The organism is Streptomyces sp. NPDC001606 (assembly GCF_053596835.1).
Window position 1 is genome coordinate 208,754 of sequence record NZ_JBSFHC010000005.1, and the last position, 14,092, is coordinate 222,845.

Annotated in this window: 13 protein-coding genes; 2 read left to right on the top strand and 11 right to left on the bottom strand. The window is 70.2% G+C overall.

The window, feature by feature from the left end; all coding sequences use genetic code 11:
- Positions 1-17 precede the first annotated feature (17 nt).
- Together ACWCV9_RS12560 and ACWCV9_RS12565 are read right to left on the bottom strand one after the other, a co-directional pair.
- Positions 18-1,121: an ADP-ribosylglycohydrolase family protein gene (locus ACWCV9_RS12560; protein ID WP_450786019.1), complete on the bottom strand. Its 1,104-nt coding sequence runs from the start codon at positions 1,119-1,121 to the stop codon at positions 18-20.
- Between the two features lie 40 nt (positions 1,122-1,161).
- Entirely contained in the window at positions 1,162-1,731 is a 570-nt protein-coding gene (locus ACWCV9_RS12565; protein WP_450786021.1) for a hypothetical protein, read from the bottom strand.
- Between the two features lie 295 nt (positions 1,732-2,026).
- On the opposite strand from ACWCV9_RS12565, the gene ACWCV9_RS12570 reads away from it, so the two are divergent.
- Positions 2,027-3,016, top strand: a complete 990-nt coding sequence (locus ACWCV9_RS12570) for a L,D-transpeptidase (RefSeq protein WP_450786023.1) — start codon at positions 2,027-2,029, stop codon at positions 3,014-3,016.
- A 12-nt stretch (positions 3,017-3,028) separates the two neighbouring features.
- Here ACWCV9_RS12570 and ACWCV9_RS12575 read toward each other — a convergent pair whose 3' ends face one another.
- On the bottom strand, positions 3,029-3,691 hold the full coding sequence (locus ACWCV9_RS12575) for an NAD(P)-dependent oxidoreductase (protein ID WP_450786025.1): 663 nt from the start codon (positions 3,689-3,691) through the stop codon (positions 3,029-3,031).
- Positions 3,692-3,842: 151 nt separating this feature from the next.
- Between ACWCV9_RS12575 and ACWCV9_RS12580 the strand changes: the two genes are divergently transcribed.
- Positions 3,843-4,979, top strand: coding sequence for a glycerate kinase (locus ACWCV9_RS12580; protein WP_450786027.1), 1,137 nt, complete (start codon positions 3,843-3,845; stop codon positions 4,977-4,979).
- 77 nt (positions 4,980-5,056) lie between these two features.
- On the opposite strand, the gene pssA is transcribed toward ACWCV9_RS12580, so the two are convergent.
- The 8 genes from pssA to ACWCV9_RS12620 form a co-directional block, all read right to left on the bottom strand.
- The gene (gene pssA, locus ACWCV9_RS12585; RefSeq protein ID WP_385843026.1) at positions 5,057-5,875 is read right to left on the bottom strand and encodes a CDP-diacylglycerol--serine O-phosphatidyltransferase; all 819 of its coding nucleotides are present in this window, start codon (positions 5,873-5,875) and stop codon (positions 5,057-5,059) included.
- Positions 5,876-5,897: 22 nt separating this feature from the next.
- Positions 5,898-6,554: a phosphatidylserine decarboxylase gene (locus ACWCV9_RS12590; RefSeq protein ID WP_385842942.1), complete on the bottom strand. Its 657-nt coding sequence runs from the start codon at positions 6,552-6,554 to the stop codon at positions 5,898-5,900.
- A 170-nt stretch (positions 6,555-6,724) separates the two neighbouring features.
- Entirely contained in the window at positions 6,725-7,930 is a 1,206-nt protein-coding gene (locus ACWCV9_RS12595) for an acyl-CoA dehydrogenase family protein (RefSeq protein ID WP_450786028.1), read from the bottom strand.
- Positions 7,931-7,933: 3 nt separating this feature from the next.
- A complete protein-coding gene (locus tag ACWCV9_RS12600; RefSeq protein ID WP_019757884.1) occupies positions 7,934-8,446 on the bottom strand; it encodes a MaoC family dehydratase in 513 nt (170 codons plus the stop codon).
- A 5-nt stretch (positions 8,447-8,451) separates the two neighbouring features.
- Positions 8,452-9,414 carry an HpcH/HpaI aldolase/citrate lyase family protein gene (locus ACWCV9_RS12605; protein WP_385842939.1) on the bottom strand — a complete coding sequence of 321 codons (963 nt, stop codon included), beginning with the start codon at positions 9,412-9,414 and terminating at the stop codon, positions 8,452-8,454.
- Positions 9,411-11,459, bottom strand: coding sequence for a protein meaA (locus tag ACWCV9_RS12610; RefSeq protein ID WP_450786031.1), 2,049 nt, complete (start codon positions 11,457-11,459; stop codon positions 9,411-9,413). Before ACWCV9_RS12610 ends, ACWCV9_RS12605 begins: the two co-directional genes overlap by 4 nt.
- 9 nt (positions 11,460-11,468) lie before the next feature.
- Positions 11,469-12,806 carry a crotonyl-CoA carboxylase/reductase gene (gene ccrA, locus ACWCV9_RS12615; protein WP_385843025.1) on the bottom strand — a complete coding sequence of 446 codons (1,338 nt, stop codon included), beginning with the start codon at positions 12,804-12,806 and terminating at the stop codon, positions 11,469-11,471.
- A gap of 431 nt (positions 12,807-13,237) precedes the next feature.
- A complete protein-coding gene (locus ACWCV9_RS12620; RefSeq protein ID WP_450786032.1) occupies positions 13,238-14,059 on the bottom strand; it encodes a TetR family transcriptional regulator in 822 nt (273 codons plus the stop codon).
- Between the last annotated feature and the right edge of the window lie 33 nt (positions 14,060-14,092).

Consider the following 14,092-nt stretch of genomic DNA (forward strand, 5'->3'; position numbering starts at 1 on the left):
AACCAGCCGGGGCCGGGCTACGGCCCGCTCGTCGCCAGGCGCAGGGTGCGTTCGGCCAGCGCACTGATCCGCGTCCCGTCGAAGCCGAACACCGCGCTGCGGACCGTGTCCTGAAGCGGCTCCGTCCAGTGGCCGGGGATCGCGGCCGCGCCGGTGAGCACTCCGGCCACCGAGCCGGCCGTCGCCCCGTTGGAGTCGGTGTCCAGGCCGCCGCGCACGGTCAGGGCCAGGGTCCGGGTGAAGTCGCCGGCGCCGTACAGCAGTCCGGCGGTGAGGACGGCGGCGTTCGGCACGGTGTGGATCCAGCCGAGCCCGGCGGTCTCCGCGGACAGGGTGGCCACGGTCTCCTCCCAGGCCAGCCCGGCCTCGTGCAGGGTGATCACCCGGCGCACGGTGCGGGCGAGCCGGCTGCTCGCCGGGATCACACCGAGCGCGGTCTCCAGGGCGTCCCGGACGGCCGGCGCGGTGAAGGCGGCCGAGACCAGCGCGGCCGCCCACATGGCGCCGTAGACACCGTTGCCGGAGTGCGACAGCACGGCGTCCCGGCGGGCCAGCCCGGCAGCGCGGGCCGGATCGCCGGGGCAGGTCCAGCCGAAGACGTCGGCGCGGATCAGGGCGCCGATCCACTCCTGGTAGGGGTTGTCGTACGTCGCCGTCAGCGGCGGTCGCAGCCCGTTGGCGAGATTGCGGTAGGCGGCGCGCTCCGCGGTGAAGGTCTGCCGGTACGGCAGCCTGAGCAGCCACAGATCGCCGACCTGCTCGGTGCTGAAGCCGAAGCCGTGGGTCTCCAGCAGGTGCAGCCCGAGGATCGCGTAGTCCACGTCGTCGTCGCGCACACTGCCGTGCACCCGCCCGCGCACGCAGTCCCGCCACTCCGGGCGCAGGTCGGCGGCGTCGGCCGCGTCGGCGGGTTCCGGGAGGTAGTCGGTGAGCGGCAGGGCGGCGGCCCGGCGCAGATAGCGGTCGATGCGCTCCCGGCTCCACACCTCGCCCTGCTCGACCGGTTTGCCGAGCATGTTCCCCGCGATCCGGCCGAGCCAGCCGCCGTGCACGCGGTCGGCGAGATCGGCGGGATCGGCGGGATCGACGGGGTCCGCGGTGGCGGAGGGCTTGCTGCTCATGGGTGGGGTGTACCCGTTTTCCCGGAGCCGCCCCGGCAGGTCAGGAGCCGTACAGCTCGGTCATCTCGGTGATCTTGCCGGCGCTGTTGACGGCGATGTCGTAGTAGTTCTCGCCGTAGCAGTCGCTGGTGTCGACCTTCGGGCCGGTGTCCTGCGCGGTGCCGTCGGCGCAGATCCGCACATGCGAGATGCCGCCGTTCTGCGCGGTCATCTTCTTCGGGCCCTTCTTCATGTGCAGCGGGTAGATGGGGGTGTCGCCCGAGGCGACGGTGTACTCGTGCTCGGTGCCGTTCGCCTGGTAGAAGGCACCCTCGTCGGGGTTGCAGTTCTGGGTGGCGTCCTTGGCGGTGATGGTGTTCATGGCGCCGGAGACGCTCTCGACCAGGACGTACTTGTGGCCCGGGGCGAGGGTGTGGCAGCCGCCCTTGGCGCCACCCTTGTCCTTGGCACCGCCCTTGCCGGCGGCGTCGCCCTTGGCGCCCTGGCTCGCGGTGGCGGAGGGAGCGGCGGTGCCGGTGGCGTCGGCCCCGTCGTCGGGCCCGCAGGCGGTCAGCGTGAGCGCGGCGCAGGCGAGCAGGGTGGTGGCCAGGGCATGGCGGATGGACGACACGATTCCCCCGATATGGTGCGGCCGGGCATGCGGGGCCCGGGCAATGGCATGGAAGTGGGGCCGCGCGTCGCTGTGTCGACCGACGTCGGGGCCCGGGTCGAAGATCGACCCGGGCCGGAACTATATAGCCATGTGCATGTCTTGATCGCGGGGGTCGCGTCGGCGGGCGTGTCCGTGGCGCCGCCGGGTTTTTGGGACACGCTTTACACAACGTGCGCAACTAGGCCCCGGGGTCGCACTGTCTGACAGGGAGTCGGGCCCGTCTGGGCCGAGGAGCGAGAGAGCGGGGCAGGTCGTGGGACGGCGCAAGGGCGGCATAGGGATCGCACTGGTCACGGGTGCAATGCTGGTGAGCGCGACCGCCTGCGGCGGCGGGGGCGGCAGCGACAAGACGAGCACGGACGACGCGAAGGCGCCGGGCAAGCCCAGTGCGACCGCTTCTCCGTCGCCGACGAAGCCCGCGGGCCCGCCGATGCTCCTGGAGACGATCACCCCGCAGTCCAACGCCACGGTCGGCGTGGCCATGCCGATCTCGGTGGTCTTCACCGACCCGGTGGCGGCGAAGGCCCGGGCCGCGGTCGAGAAGCACCTCAAGGTGAGCGCCTCCCAGCCGGTGACGGGCGCCTGGCACTGGTTCGGCGACAAGCGCGCCGACTGGCGGCCGAAGGACTACTGGCCCTCCGGCACGAAGGTGAAGATCGACGCCGATCTGACCGGCGTCACCAACGGCAACGGACGCTACGGCGTGCACAACTACACGCACACCTTCACCATCGGCGACGACGTCCGCGCGGACGTCTCGGTGACCGGCCACACCATGAAGGTGAGCCGCAACGGCAAGCCGGTGCGCACCCTGTCGATCAACGCGGGCAGCCCGCAGTACCCGACGTGGAACGGCACCATGGCCGTCATCGACAAGCAGGAGAAGGTCCACATGACCTCCTGCAGCGTCGGCATCAGCTGCCAGAAGGGCGCCCCCAACTACTACGACCTGACGCTGCCCTGGGACGTCCACCTGACCCAGTCCGGCACCTATGTGCACTACTCCACCGGCGACCCCAACCCGGGCAGCGGCAGCGCCCGCGGCTCGCACGGCTGTGTGCACCTGTCCATGTCGGACGCCAAGTGGTTCTACAACCAGGTCAAGCAGGGCGACCCGGTCACCATCACCGGCTCGTCCCGCGCAAAGGCCGCGCCCGACAACGGCTACGCCGACTTCAACCTGGGCTGGACCGAGTGGCTCGCGGGCAGCGCCGCCGGGGAGGGCACGACCGGGACGCTGTGACGGCGGCCCGGGTCAGTCCCGGGCGTCCCAGACGAGGGGGGCCTGGCGCACCCAGGTCCCCTGTTCCACCGCGTCCAGCAGAAAGCCCGCGAGGCCGGCGCGGCTGAGCCACATCCCTGGCTTGCCGTGGCCGGCCTCCGCCATGCGTACCGGGGCGCCGGCCGGCCGGTCCCTGAGGGTGACGGCCCGGGCGAGGGTCCAGTCGGTGCCGGAGGCACGCACGACCCGGTCGACGCCGTGGTGGTCGGCGAAGCTCGCCCTGATGCGGGACGCCCTGACGAAGGCCCTGGCCACCGGGTTCATCCGGGCCCAGTCGTCCCCGGCGCCCCGGGTGGAGACGAGGACGATCCGGCGGATGCCCTCCTCGCCCATCACGGTGAGGGTGTCGCGGGCCGCGTCGGTCATGAACATGGGCGGGCTGACGGGCCGGGCCCAGGGGTTGTCGGAGGCGCGGGCGTTGTTGAGCGCGCTGATCACCGCCTCGCTGCCCCGGGCGGCCCTGCGCAGATCGCCGAGGTCCGCGGGCGTGCCCCGGATCAGCTCGACGCCGGGCGGGGCCTGGACGGCGTCCGGATCGCGGACCAGCGCGCGGACGCGGTGCCCCCGGGCGGCGGCCCGGGCGAGCACCAGGCGTCCGGTGCGGCCGCTGCCGCCGAGTACGAGCAGGTTGGTCATGGACATCATCGTCCCAGCCCCGGCAGCCTTCCAGCCCTCGGTCGGGGCATGACGGCGAGGGCCCCCTGAGGTTAAGGTCGCAGCGGCGCGACTGGCCCTGACGTGCGCGGGGCCCGGAGAGCAAGGGGAAAGCAAGGTGGCGGACGCTGCAATGGACGACACCCGTCGGGTGCTCATCGCCGCGGACAAGTTCAAGGGCTCGCTGACGGCCGTACAGGTCGCCGAGCGGGTGACGGCCGGGCTGCGCCGGGCCGCGCCGAACGTCTCGGTCGAGGCGCTGCCCGTGGCCGACGGCGGTGACGGGACCGTGGACGCGGCCGTCGCGGCCGGTTTCGAGCGTCGCGAGGTACGGGTCGCCGGGCCGCTCGGCGACGAGGTGACGGCGGCGTTCGCGCTGCGCGGCGCCACCGCGGTGGTGGAGATGGCGGAGGCCAGCGGCCTCCAGCGCCTCCCGGCCGGGGTCTTCGCCCCGCTGACGTCCTCGACGTACGGCTCCGGCGAGCTGCTGCGCGCCGCGCTGGACGCGGGCGCGCGGACGATCGTGTTCGGCGTCGGCGGCAGCGCCACGACCGACGGCGGCGCGGGCATGCTGTCCGCGCTGGGCGCCCGGTTCCTGGGCGAGGACGGCGAGCCGGTGCCGCCGGGCGGCGGCGGGCTGGCCGCGCTGGCCCGCGCGGACCTGTCCGGTCTCGACCCGCGCCTCGGCGCGGTGGAGCTGGTGCTCGCCAGCGACGTCGACAACCCGCTGACGGGCCCGAAGGGCGCGCCCGCCGTGTACGGCCCGCAGAAGGGCGCCACGCCGGAGGACGTGGCGACCCTGGACGCGGCCCTCGCCCACTTCGCGAAGGTGCTGGAGGCCGAGGCCGGACCGCGGGCGGCCGGGTACGCGGCGTCCCCGGGCGCCGGCGCGGCGGGCGGCATCGGCTACGGCGCGCTGCTGCTCGGTGCCCGCTTCCGCCCCGGCATCGAGGTCATGCTGGACGTCCTCGGCTTCGCGCCCGCCCTGGAGCGGGCCTCGCTGGTGATCACCGGTGAGGGCTCGCTGGACGAGCAGACGCTGCACGGGAAGGCGCCGGCGGGCGTCGCCGCGGCGGCGCGGGCGGCGGGCAAGGAGGTCGTCGCGGTGTGCGGGCGGCTGGCGCTGCCGCCGGAGGCGCTGGGCCGGGCCGGGATCCGCCGGGCGTACCCGCTGACGGAGGTCGAGCCGGACGTGGCGAAGTGCATCGCGGACGCCGGTCCGATCCTGGAGCGGGTCGCCGAGCGCATCGGCCGGGACTTCCTCGGCTGACGGCCGTACGGACGCGCAAACGGGTGTGGCCCGAGCCGATCGGCTCGGGCCACACCCGTTTTGCGGTGCGATGCGGGTCAGGGCAGCTGGGCCGCCCGTGCCTCCCGCCGGTTGCCGCGGAAGTTGTTCACCCGGCGCGCCGTGGCGAACAGCGGGATCACCGCGGCCGCGACCAGCTGGAGCGCGCAGCCCGTCTGGAGCAGCAGCTGCCCGCTGGGGGCGTCGAAGGCCCAGGCGCACAGCAGCCCCATGGAGAGCACGATCCAGGACAGCATGGCGCCGGCCAGGCGGCCCCGCGGCTTCGGGTACTCGACCCGGCTCACCATCAGCCACGCGGTGCCGAAGATCGCCAGCAGCGTCGCCACGAAGGGCAGATCCAGCAGCACGATCGAGACGACCGTCAGCGCGCCGAACGGCGAGGGCATGCCCTGGAACATGCCGTCCTTCATCGTCACGCAGGAGAAGCGCGCGAGTCTGAGCACCACCGCCAGCAGCACCACGATCGCGCCCAGCGCCGCCACCCTCTGGTGGGCGCCTTCCGCGACCATGCCGTAGACGAGGACGAAGTACGCGGGCGCCAGGCCGAAGCTGATCAGGTCGGAGAGGTTGTCCAGTTCTGCGCCCATGGGGGACGAGCGCAGCTTCCGGGCCACCAGTCCGTCGAACAGGTCGAAGACGGCCGCGCAGAGCATCAGGATCACGGCGGTGGCGGCGCTGTGCCGCGCCATGCCGGTCTCCTGGTCGCCGGTGAGATGCGGGATCAGGATGCCGGTGGTGGTGAAGTACACCGCCATGAACCCGCACGTGGCGTTGCCGAGGGTGAGGGTGTCCGCTATCGAGAGGCGGAGCGAGAGCGGCATCTCCTCCTCGTCGTCCACGTCGTCCGCCTCGGGCACCCAGCCCGCCTGGGTCTCCGGATCAATCACGGTCAATGCGAGTCACCCCAGCCACGGTCTTCTGTCCGACCTCGACCGCGACCTCCACGCCCTCGGGCAGGTAGAGATCGACACGCGAGCCGAAGCGGATCAGACCGATGCGGTCGCCCTGCTCGACCTTCGTGCCCTGCGGGAGGTAGGGCACGATACGGCGGGCCACCGCGCCGGCGATCTGGATCATCTCGATGTCGCCGAGTTCGGTGTCGAAGTGCCAGACTACGCGCTCGTTGTTCTCGCTCTCCTTGTTGAAAGCCGGAACAAAGCCGCCGGGGATGTGCTCGACGGACGTCACCGTGCCCGCGAGGGGCGCGCGGTTGACGTGGACGTTGAGCGGGCTCATGAAGATCGCGACGCGGGTACGCCCGTCCTTCCAGGGCATGATGCTCTGCACCACACCGTCGGCGGGCGAGATGACCCGGCCCGTGGCGATCTCACGCTCCGGGTCGCGGAAGAACCACAGCATGCCCGCCGCCAGCGCGGTGGCGGGCACGGCGACGGCCTTCGCGACGCCCGAGCGGCGAGCGCGGGCCAGGCTGAGGGCTGCGGTGGCGACGGTCGGGAGAAGCCACGGCGATGCTCCGCGCGCGAGGCGTACGCCGGCTCGGCTGTCGCGAGGTGCAGAGGTTTGGCTGTGGGGCATGGATGACCTTCGTAGCGGATGATGCCGCGCTCTGACGGGGGACGGCGGCTTTCCGGGGATCGTACCGGTCGGGGCCTACAACTGGGCAAGCCAGGCTGTCGAGTCGGCGGCCGAAGAACGTCTACGGGGTGTGATCTTCTTCTCGAAGAAAACACCCCGTATCCGGACAATCAGCCCTGGAACCGATACTCTTCGAGCAGTCTGCGACCGATGATCATTTTCTGGATCTCGGCGGTACCTTCACCGATGAGCAGCATCGGAGCCTCCCGGTAGAGGCGCTCGATCTCGTACTCCTTGGAGAAGCCGTAGCCGCCGTGGATGCGGAAGGCGTCCTCCACGACCTCCTTGCAGTACTCGGAGGCGAGGTACTTGGCCATGCCGGCCTCCAGGTCGTTGCGCTGCCCGGAGTCCTTCTTGCGGGCCGCGTTGACCATCATCGCATGGGCGGCCTCGACCTTGGTGGCCATCTCCGCCAGCTTGAACTGGATGGCCTGGTGCTGGGCGATCGGCTTGCCGAAGGTGTGCCGCTGCTGGGCGTACTGCACACCCAGCTCGAAGGCACGCTGGGCGACACCGCAGCCACGCGCCGCCACATTGACCCGGCCGACCTCCACGCCGTCCATCATTTGGTAAAAACCTCGGCCGGTGACGCCGCCGAGCACCCGATCGGCCGGTACCCGCAGGCCGTCCATGATCAGCTCGGTGGTGTCGACGCCCTTGTAGCCCATCTTCTCGATCTTGCCGGGGATGGTGAGGCCCGGACGGACCTCGCCGAAGCCCGGCTCCTTCTCGACCAGGAAGGTGGTCATCGACTTGTGCGGCGCCGTGCCCTCGGCGTGGCCTTCGTCACTGCGCACCAGCACGGCCACCAGCGAGGACGTGCCGCCGTTCGTCAGCCACATCTTCTGGCCGGTCAGGACGTACTCGTCGCCGTCCTTGACCGCCTTGGACGTGATGGCCGACACATCCGAGCCCAGGCCCGGCTCCGACATGGAGAAGGCGCCGCGGATGTCACCGGCCGCCATGCGGGGCAGGAAGTGGTCCTTCTGCTCCTGGGTGCCGTGCTGCTTGAGCATGTACGCCACGATGAAGTGGGTGTTGATGATGCCGGACACCGACATCCAGCCACGGGCGATCTCCTCCACGCACAGCGCGTAGGTGAGCAGCGACTCGCCCAGGCCGCCGTACTCCTCCGGGATCATCAGACCGAACAGGCCGAGTTCCTTCAGGCCGTCCACGATCGCTTGCGGATACTCGTCGCGGTGCTCCAGCTCGGTCGCGACAGGAATGATCTCCTTGTCGACAAAGTCCCGGACGGTGGAGAGGATCTCTTGCTGGACGTCGGTCAGACCGGCGGTCTGGGCGAGACGGGCCATGGCTTACTTCTCCTGCTGCTTCAGCTCGGGGCGGCCGGGCTGCTCGCCGCCGCGCTCCTTGATGTACGTCTCGGTGGGCACCATGACCTTGCGGCGGAAGACGCACACCAGGGTGCCGTCCTGCTTGTAGCCCTTGGTCTCGACATAGACGATGCCGCGGTCGTTCTTCGACTTCGACGGCCACTTGTCCAGCACCGTCGTCTCGCCGTAGATCGTGTCGCCGTGGAAGGTCGGCGCCACGTGCTTGAGCGACTCGATCTCCAGGTTGGCGATCGCCTTGCCGGAGATGTCCGGCACGCTCATGCCGAGCAGCAGGGAGTAGATGTAGTTCCCGACGACGACGTTCTTGCCGAAGTCCGTAGTCTTCTCCGCATAGTTGGTGTCCATGTGGAGCGGGTGGTGGTTCATGGTGAGGAGACAGAACAGGTGGTCGTCGTACTCCGTGACCGTCTTGCCCGGCCAGTGCTTGTACGTCGCCCCGACCTCGAACTCCTCGTAGGTGCGTCCGAACTGCATCGCGCTCAGGCCTCCGGGATCTCGAACGTGCTGGTGCGCTGCATGCCGGCGGCGCGTCCCTTGCCCGCGATGACCAGCGCCATCTTCCGGCTGGCCTCGTCGATCATCTCGTCGCCGAGCATCGCGGAGCCCTTCTTGCCGCCCGCCTCGGACGTGTAGTAGTCGTACGCGTCCAGGATCAGCTCGGCGTGGTCGTAGTCCTCCTGGGAGGGCGAGAAGATCTCGTTGGAGGCCTCGACCTGGCCCGGGTGCAGCACCCACTTGCCGTCGAAGCCGAGGGCGGCGGCGCGCTGGGCGACCGCGCGGTAGCCGTCCACGTTGCGGATCTGGAGGTAGGGGCCGTCGATCGCCTGGAGGTTGTTGGCGCGGGCGGCCATCAGGATCTTCATCAGGATGTAGTGGTAGGCGTCCGCCGGGTAGCCGGGCGGCTGCTCGCCCACGACCAGCGACTTCATGTTGATGGAGGCCATGAAGTCGGCCGGGCCGAAGATGATCGTCTCCAGCCGGGGGGAGGCCTCGGCGATCGCGTTGACGTTGTTCAGGCCCTGGGCGTTCTCGATCTGCGCCTCGATGCCGATCTTGCCGACCTCGAAGCCCATGGTCTTCTCGATCTGCGTCAGCAGCAGGTCCAGCGCGACCACCTGCTCGGCGGACTGCACCTTGGGCAGCATGATGCAGTCGAGGTTCTGGCCGGCGCCCTCGACGACCGTGACGACATCGCGGTACGTCCACTCGGTCGTCCAGTCGTTGACGCGCACGACGCGCGTCTTGCCGGTCCAGTCGCCCTCGTTGAGGAACTTGACGATGGTGTGCCGCGCCTCGGGCTTGGCCAGCGGCGCGCAAGCGTCCTCCAGGTCCAGGAAGACCTGGTCCGCCGGGAGGCCCTGCGCCTTCTCCAGGAAGCGCGGGTTGCTGCCCGGCACCGCCAGGCAGGAGCGCCGCGGGCGAAGGCGGTTGACGGTCGTCATGCGGGGACCTCCAGAGGGTCGAGCTTGTTCGCTTTCCGGATCTCGTCGACGATGCGGCCGATGATCCCGGTGATGTCGAAGTCCTTCGGGGTGAAGACGGCGGCCACTCCGGCTTCCCTGAGCTGCTCCGCGTCCCCGTTCGGGATGATGCCACCTGCGATCACCGGTATATCTGTGGCACCGGCCACACGGAGGCGCTGGAGCACGTCCGGGACGAGCTGGGCGTGCGAACCGGACAGGATCGACAGGCCCACCGCGTGCACGTCCTCGGCGAGGGCCGCGTCCACGATCTGTTCGGGCGTCAGCCGGATGCCCTGGTAGACCACCTCCAGGCCGGCGTCCCGGGCGCGTACGGCGATCTGCTCGGCGCCGTTGGAGTGTCCGTCCAGGCCGGGCTTGCCGACCAGGAAACGGAGCTTGCCGACGCCCAGGTCGCGGGCGGTGGCGGCGGCCTTCGCGCGCACCTCGGCGAGCGCGGAGCCCGGCTCGGCGGCGACGGCGACCGGCGCGGAGGAGACCCCGGTGGGCGCCCGGTACTCGCCGAACACCTCGCGCAGCGCCGCGGCCCACTCGCCGGTCGTGACCCCGGCGCGGGCGCACTCCAGGGTGGCCTCCATCAGGTTCTCCGTGCCCTTGGCGGCCTCCTTCAGCCGCTCCAGCGCCTTGCAGGGACGCGGGTGGTTGAAGGGCGGCTGGTAGCGGGTGTCCCGCCACTGCCGGAGCGACTCGACGACGCGGGCCTCGACCGCCGGGTCGACCGTCTGGATCGCGGTGTCCAGGTCGGCCGTCAGCGGGTTGGGCTCGGTGCCCTCGAAGATGTTGACGCCGACGATCTTCTCCTGGCCGGACTCGATCCGCGCCCGGCGCTCGGCGTGCGAGGAGACCAGCTGCGACTTCAGGTAGCCGGACTCCACGGCGGCCATCGCGCCGCCCATCTCCTGGATCCGGTCGATCTCCGCGAGGGCGTCCGCGACCAGCTGGTCCACCTTCGCCTCGATCACCTTCGAGCCCTCGAAGATGTCCTCGTACTCCAGCAGGTCGCTCTCGTAGGCAAGCACCTGCTGGATGCGCAGCGACCACTGCTGGTCCCAGGGGCGGGGGAGCCCCAGGGCCTCGTTCCAGGCCGGCAGCTGCACGGCACGCGCGCGTGCGTCCTTCGACAGCGTGACCGCGAGCATCTCCAGCACGATCCGCTGGACGTTGTTCTCCGGCTGCGCCTCGGTCAGTCCGAGCGAGTTGACCTGGACGCCGTAGCGGAAGCGGCGCTGCTTGGCGTCCTCGATGCCGTACCGCTCGCGGGTGACCTTGTCCCAGATGCGGCCGAAGGCGCGCATCTTGCACATCTCCTCGATGAAGCGGACGCCCGCGTTCACGAAGAAGGAGATCCGGGCCACCACGTCGCCCATGCGCTCCTGCGGCACCTGGCCGGAGTCGCGGACGGCGTCCAGCACGGCGATCGCGGTGGACATCGCGTACGCGATCTCCTGCACCGGTGTGGCCCCGGCCTCCTGCAAGTGGTAGCTACAGATGTTGATCGGGTTCCACTTGGGGATGTGGGAGACCGTGTACGCGATCATGTCCGTCGTCAGGCGGAGGCTCGGTCCCGGCGGGAAGACGTGCGTCCCGCGGGACAGGTACTCCTTGACGATGTCGTTCTGGGTCGTGCCCTGGAGCCTGGTGATGTCCGCGCCCTGCTCCTCCGCGACGACCTGGTAGAGCGCCAGCAGCCACATGGCGGTGGCGTTGATCGTCATCGAGGTGTTCATCTGCTCCAGGGGGATGTCCTGGAACAGCCGGCGCATGTCACCGAGGTGCGAGACGGGCACGCCGACCCGGCCGACCTCGCCGCGGGCGAGGATGTGGTCGGGGTCGTAGCCGGTCTGCGTCGGCAGGTCGAAGGCGACCGACAGACCGGTCTGGCCCTTGGCGAGATTGCGCCGGTACAGCTCGTTGGACGCTTCGGCCGTGGAGTGACCGGCGTACGTCCGCATGAGCCACGGACGGTCCTTTTCCCTCCGGCTGTCCGAAGGCTGACGCTCTGTCATCTGCGGCTCTCAGACGTTCCGGAAGCGGTTGATGGCGTCGATGTGCTTCGCGCGCATCTCCGGGTCGCGCACGCCGAGGCCTTCCTCGGGGGCCAGGCACAGCACGCCGACCTTGCCCTGGTGCAGGTTGCGGTGCACGTCGTAGGCGGCCTGCCCGGTCTCCTCCAGGGAGTAGGTCTTCGACAGCGTCGGGTGGATCTTGCCCTTCGCGATGAGCCGGTTGGCCTCCCAGGCCTCGCGGTAGTTCGCGAAGTGCGAGCCGATGATCCGCTTCAGCGACATCCACAGGTACCGGTTGTCGTACTCGTGCATGTAGCCCGAGGTCGAGGCGCAGGTGGTGATGGTGCCGCCCTTGCGGGTGACGAACACGGAGGCGCCGAAGGTCTCCCGGCCGGGGTGCTCGAAGACGATGTCGATGTCCTCGCCGCCGGTCAGCTCGCGGATGCGCTTGCCGAAGCGCTTCCACTCCTTCGGGTCCTGGGTGTTCTCGTCCTTCCAGAACTTGTAGCCCTCGGCGTTGCGGTCGATGATCGCCTCGGCGCCCATCGAGCGGCAGATCTCCGCCTTCTGCGGGCTGGAGACGACACAGATCGGGTTGGCGCCGCCCGCGAGCGCGAACTGGGTGGCGTAGGAGCCGAGGCCGCCGCTCGCGCCCCAGATCAGCACGTTGTCGCCCTGCTTCATGCCGGCGCCGTTGCGGGAGACCAGCTGGCGGTAGGCGGTGGAGTTGACCAGGCCCGGGGCGGCAGCCTCCTCCCAGCTCAGGTGCTGCGGCTTCGGCATCAGCTGGTTGGACTTGACGAGCGCGATCTCGGCGAGGCCGCCGAAGTTGGTCTCGAAGCCCCAGATGCGCTGCTCGGGGTCGAGCATGGTGTCGTTGTGGCCGTCGGAGGACTCCAGCTCGACGGACAGGCAGTGCGCGACGACCTCGTCCCCGGGCTTCCAGGCGTTCACGCCCGGCCCGGTGCGCAGGACGACGCCCGCGAGGTCGGAGCCGATGATGTGGTACGGCAGGTCGTGGCGCTTGGCCAGCTCGTTGGTGCGGCCGTAGCGCTCCAGGAACCCGAAGGTGGACAGCGGCTCGAAGATCGAGGTCCACACCGAGTTGTAGTTGACGGAGGAGGCCATGACGGCCACCAGCGCCTCGCCCGGGCCGAGTTCGGGCACGGGGACCTCGTCGAGGTGGATCGACTTGCGCGGGTCCTTGTCGCGGGTCGCGAGGCCCGCGAACATCTCCGTCTCGTCCTTGTGCACGGTGATCGCGCGGTACGACTCGGGGATCGGCAGGGCGGCGAAGTCTGCGGACGTGGCGTCCTTCGACTGGATCGCGTCCAGGATGTCCTTCACGGTCACGGTGTTGCCTCCGGCGGTGAGCGCCCTGAGGGAGGGGCGCTGGGGGTTCGTCGGTGCTGCTTGGGAGTGCTGCTGAGGGTTTTTGAAGGGGTGCCGTCGGTTCGGCTCGGTGGTACTTCGGCAGCGCTTTGTGGCGCGGGAGGTTGCCTGTGACGCAGGCGTCCGGGCGCGCGAGCCATCGGCTTGCGGGGACAGCCGGCGAACGCATGGTCTCTGCTCGCCGGCCGCCCGGACACCTTCAACGTATGACACCGCGTGTCAGGTGACAAGGCACTGAGTGCCAGAACCTCGTCTCAGATGAAATCTTTACGTAACAAATGAGCGATGATCGATCGAACGGGCCCTGAAATCTGCTCGAAAAGGTGCCCTGACATGCCAAAACGGCCACCCCGTCGGGTGGCCGTCGTCACAGCGGTGAAGCGGGATCAGCGCTCCTTGAGAGCCTCCTCGATGGTGCGCATGACCTCCTCCAGCGGGGCGTCGGTGCGCGCGACCGTGACCAGCACCTCACCGTGCGGGGAGACCGTCGCGGGGGCCGGGGTGCCGGCCGGCCGGCCGGCGGGGGTGCGCCCGGCCCCGATGCCGGTGCCGAAGGTCTTGCGGACGATCGCGAAGGCGTGGTCGAGCTGGGCCTCCACATCGCCCTGGCCGCCCGCCCGCAGCCAGCGCCGGAGCACATGGTTGTGGGCGGTGACCACCGCCGAGGCGGCCACCTCGGCGAGCAGCGGGTCGTCGTTGGCGTCGTCGGCGTGCGCGTGCTCGTCGAAGTGCCCGAGGAGGTAGCGGGTGAACAGGCGCTCGTAGCGGGCCACCGAGGCGATCTCGGCCTCGCGCAGGGTGGGCACCTCGCGGGTGAGCTTGTAGCGGGCGACCGAGATCTCCGGCCGCGCCGCGTACATCTTCATGACTTCCTTGATGCCGCGGCACACGGTGTCGAGCGGGTGCTCGTGCGCCGGGGCGGCGTTGAGGACCGCCTCGGCACGGATCAGCGTGTCGTCGTGGTCCGGGAAGATCGCCTCTTCCTTGGAGCGGAAGTGGCGGAAGAAGGTGCGGCGGGCGACCCCGGCCGCGGCCGCGATCTCGTCGACGGTGGTGGCCTCGTACCCCTTGGTCGCGAACAGCTCCATGGCTGCGGCCGCCAGTTCTCGGCGCATTTTCAGCCGCTGGGCGGCGGCGCGACTGCCTGCGGCACTTTCCGGCGCGTCGGGCGTAGCTGGTGTACGTGAGGACTTGGCGGGCTGGGACATGACCCGAAAGTACTGCATGTGCGCAGCTCGGTG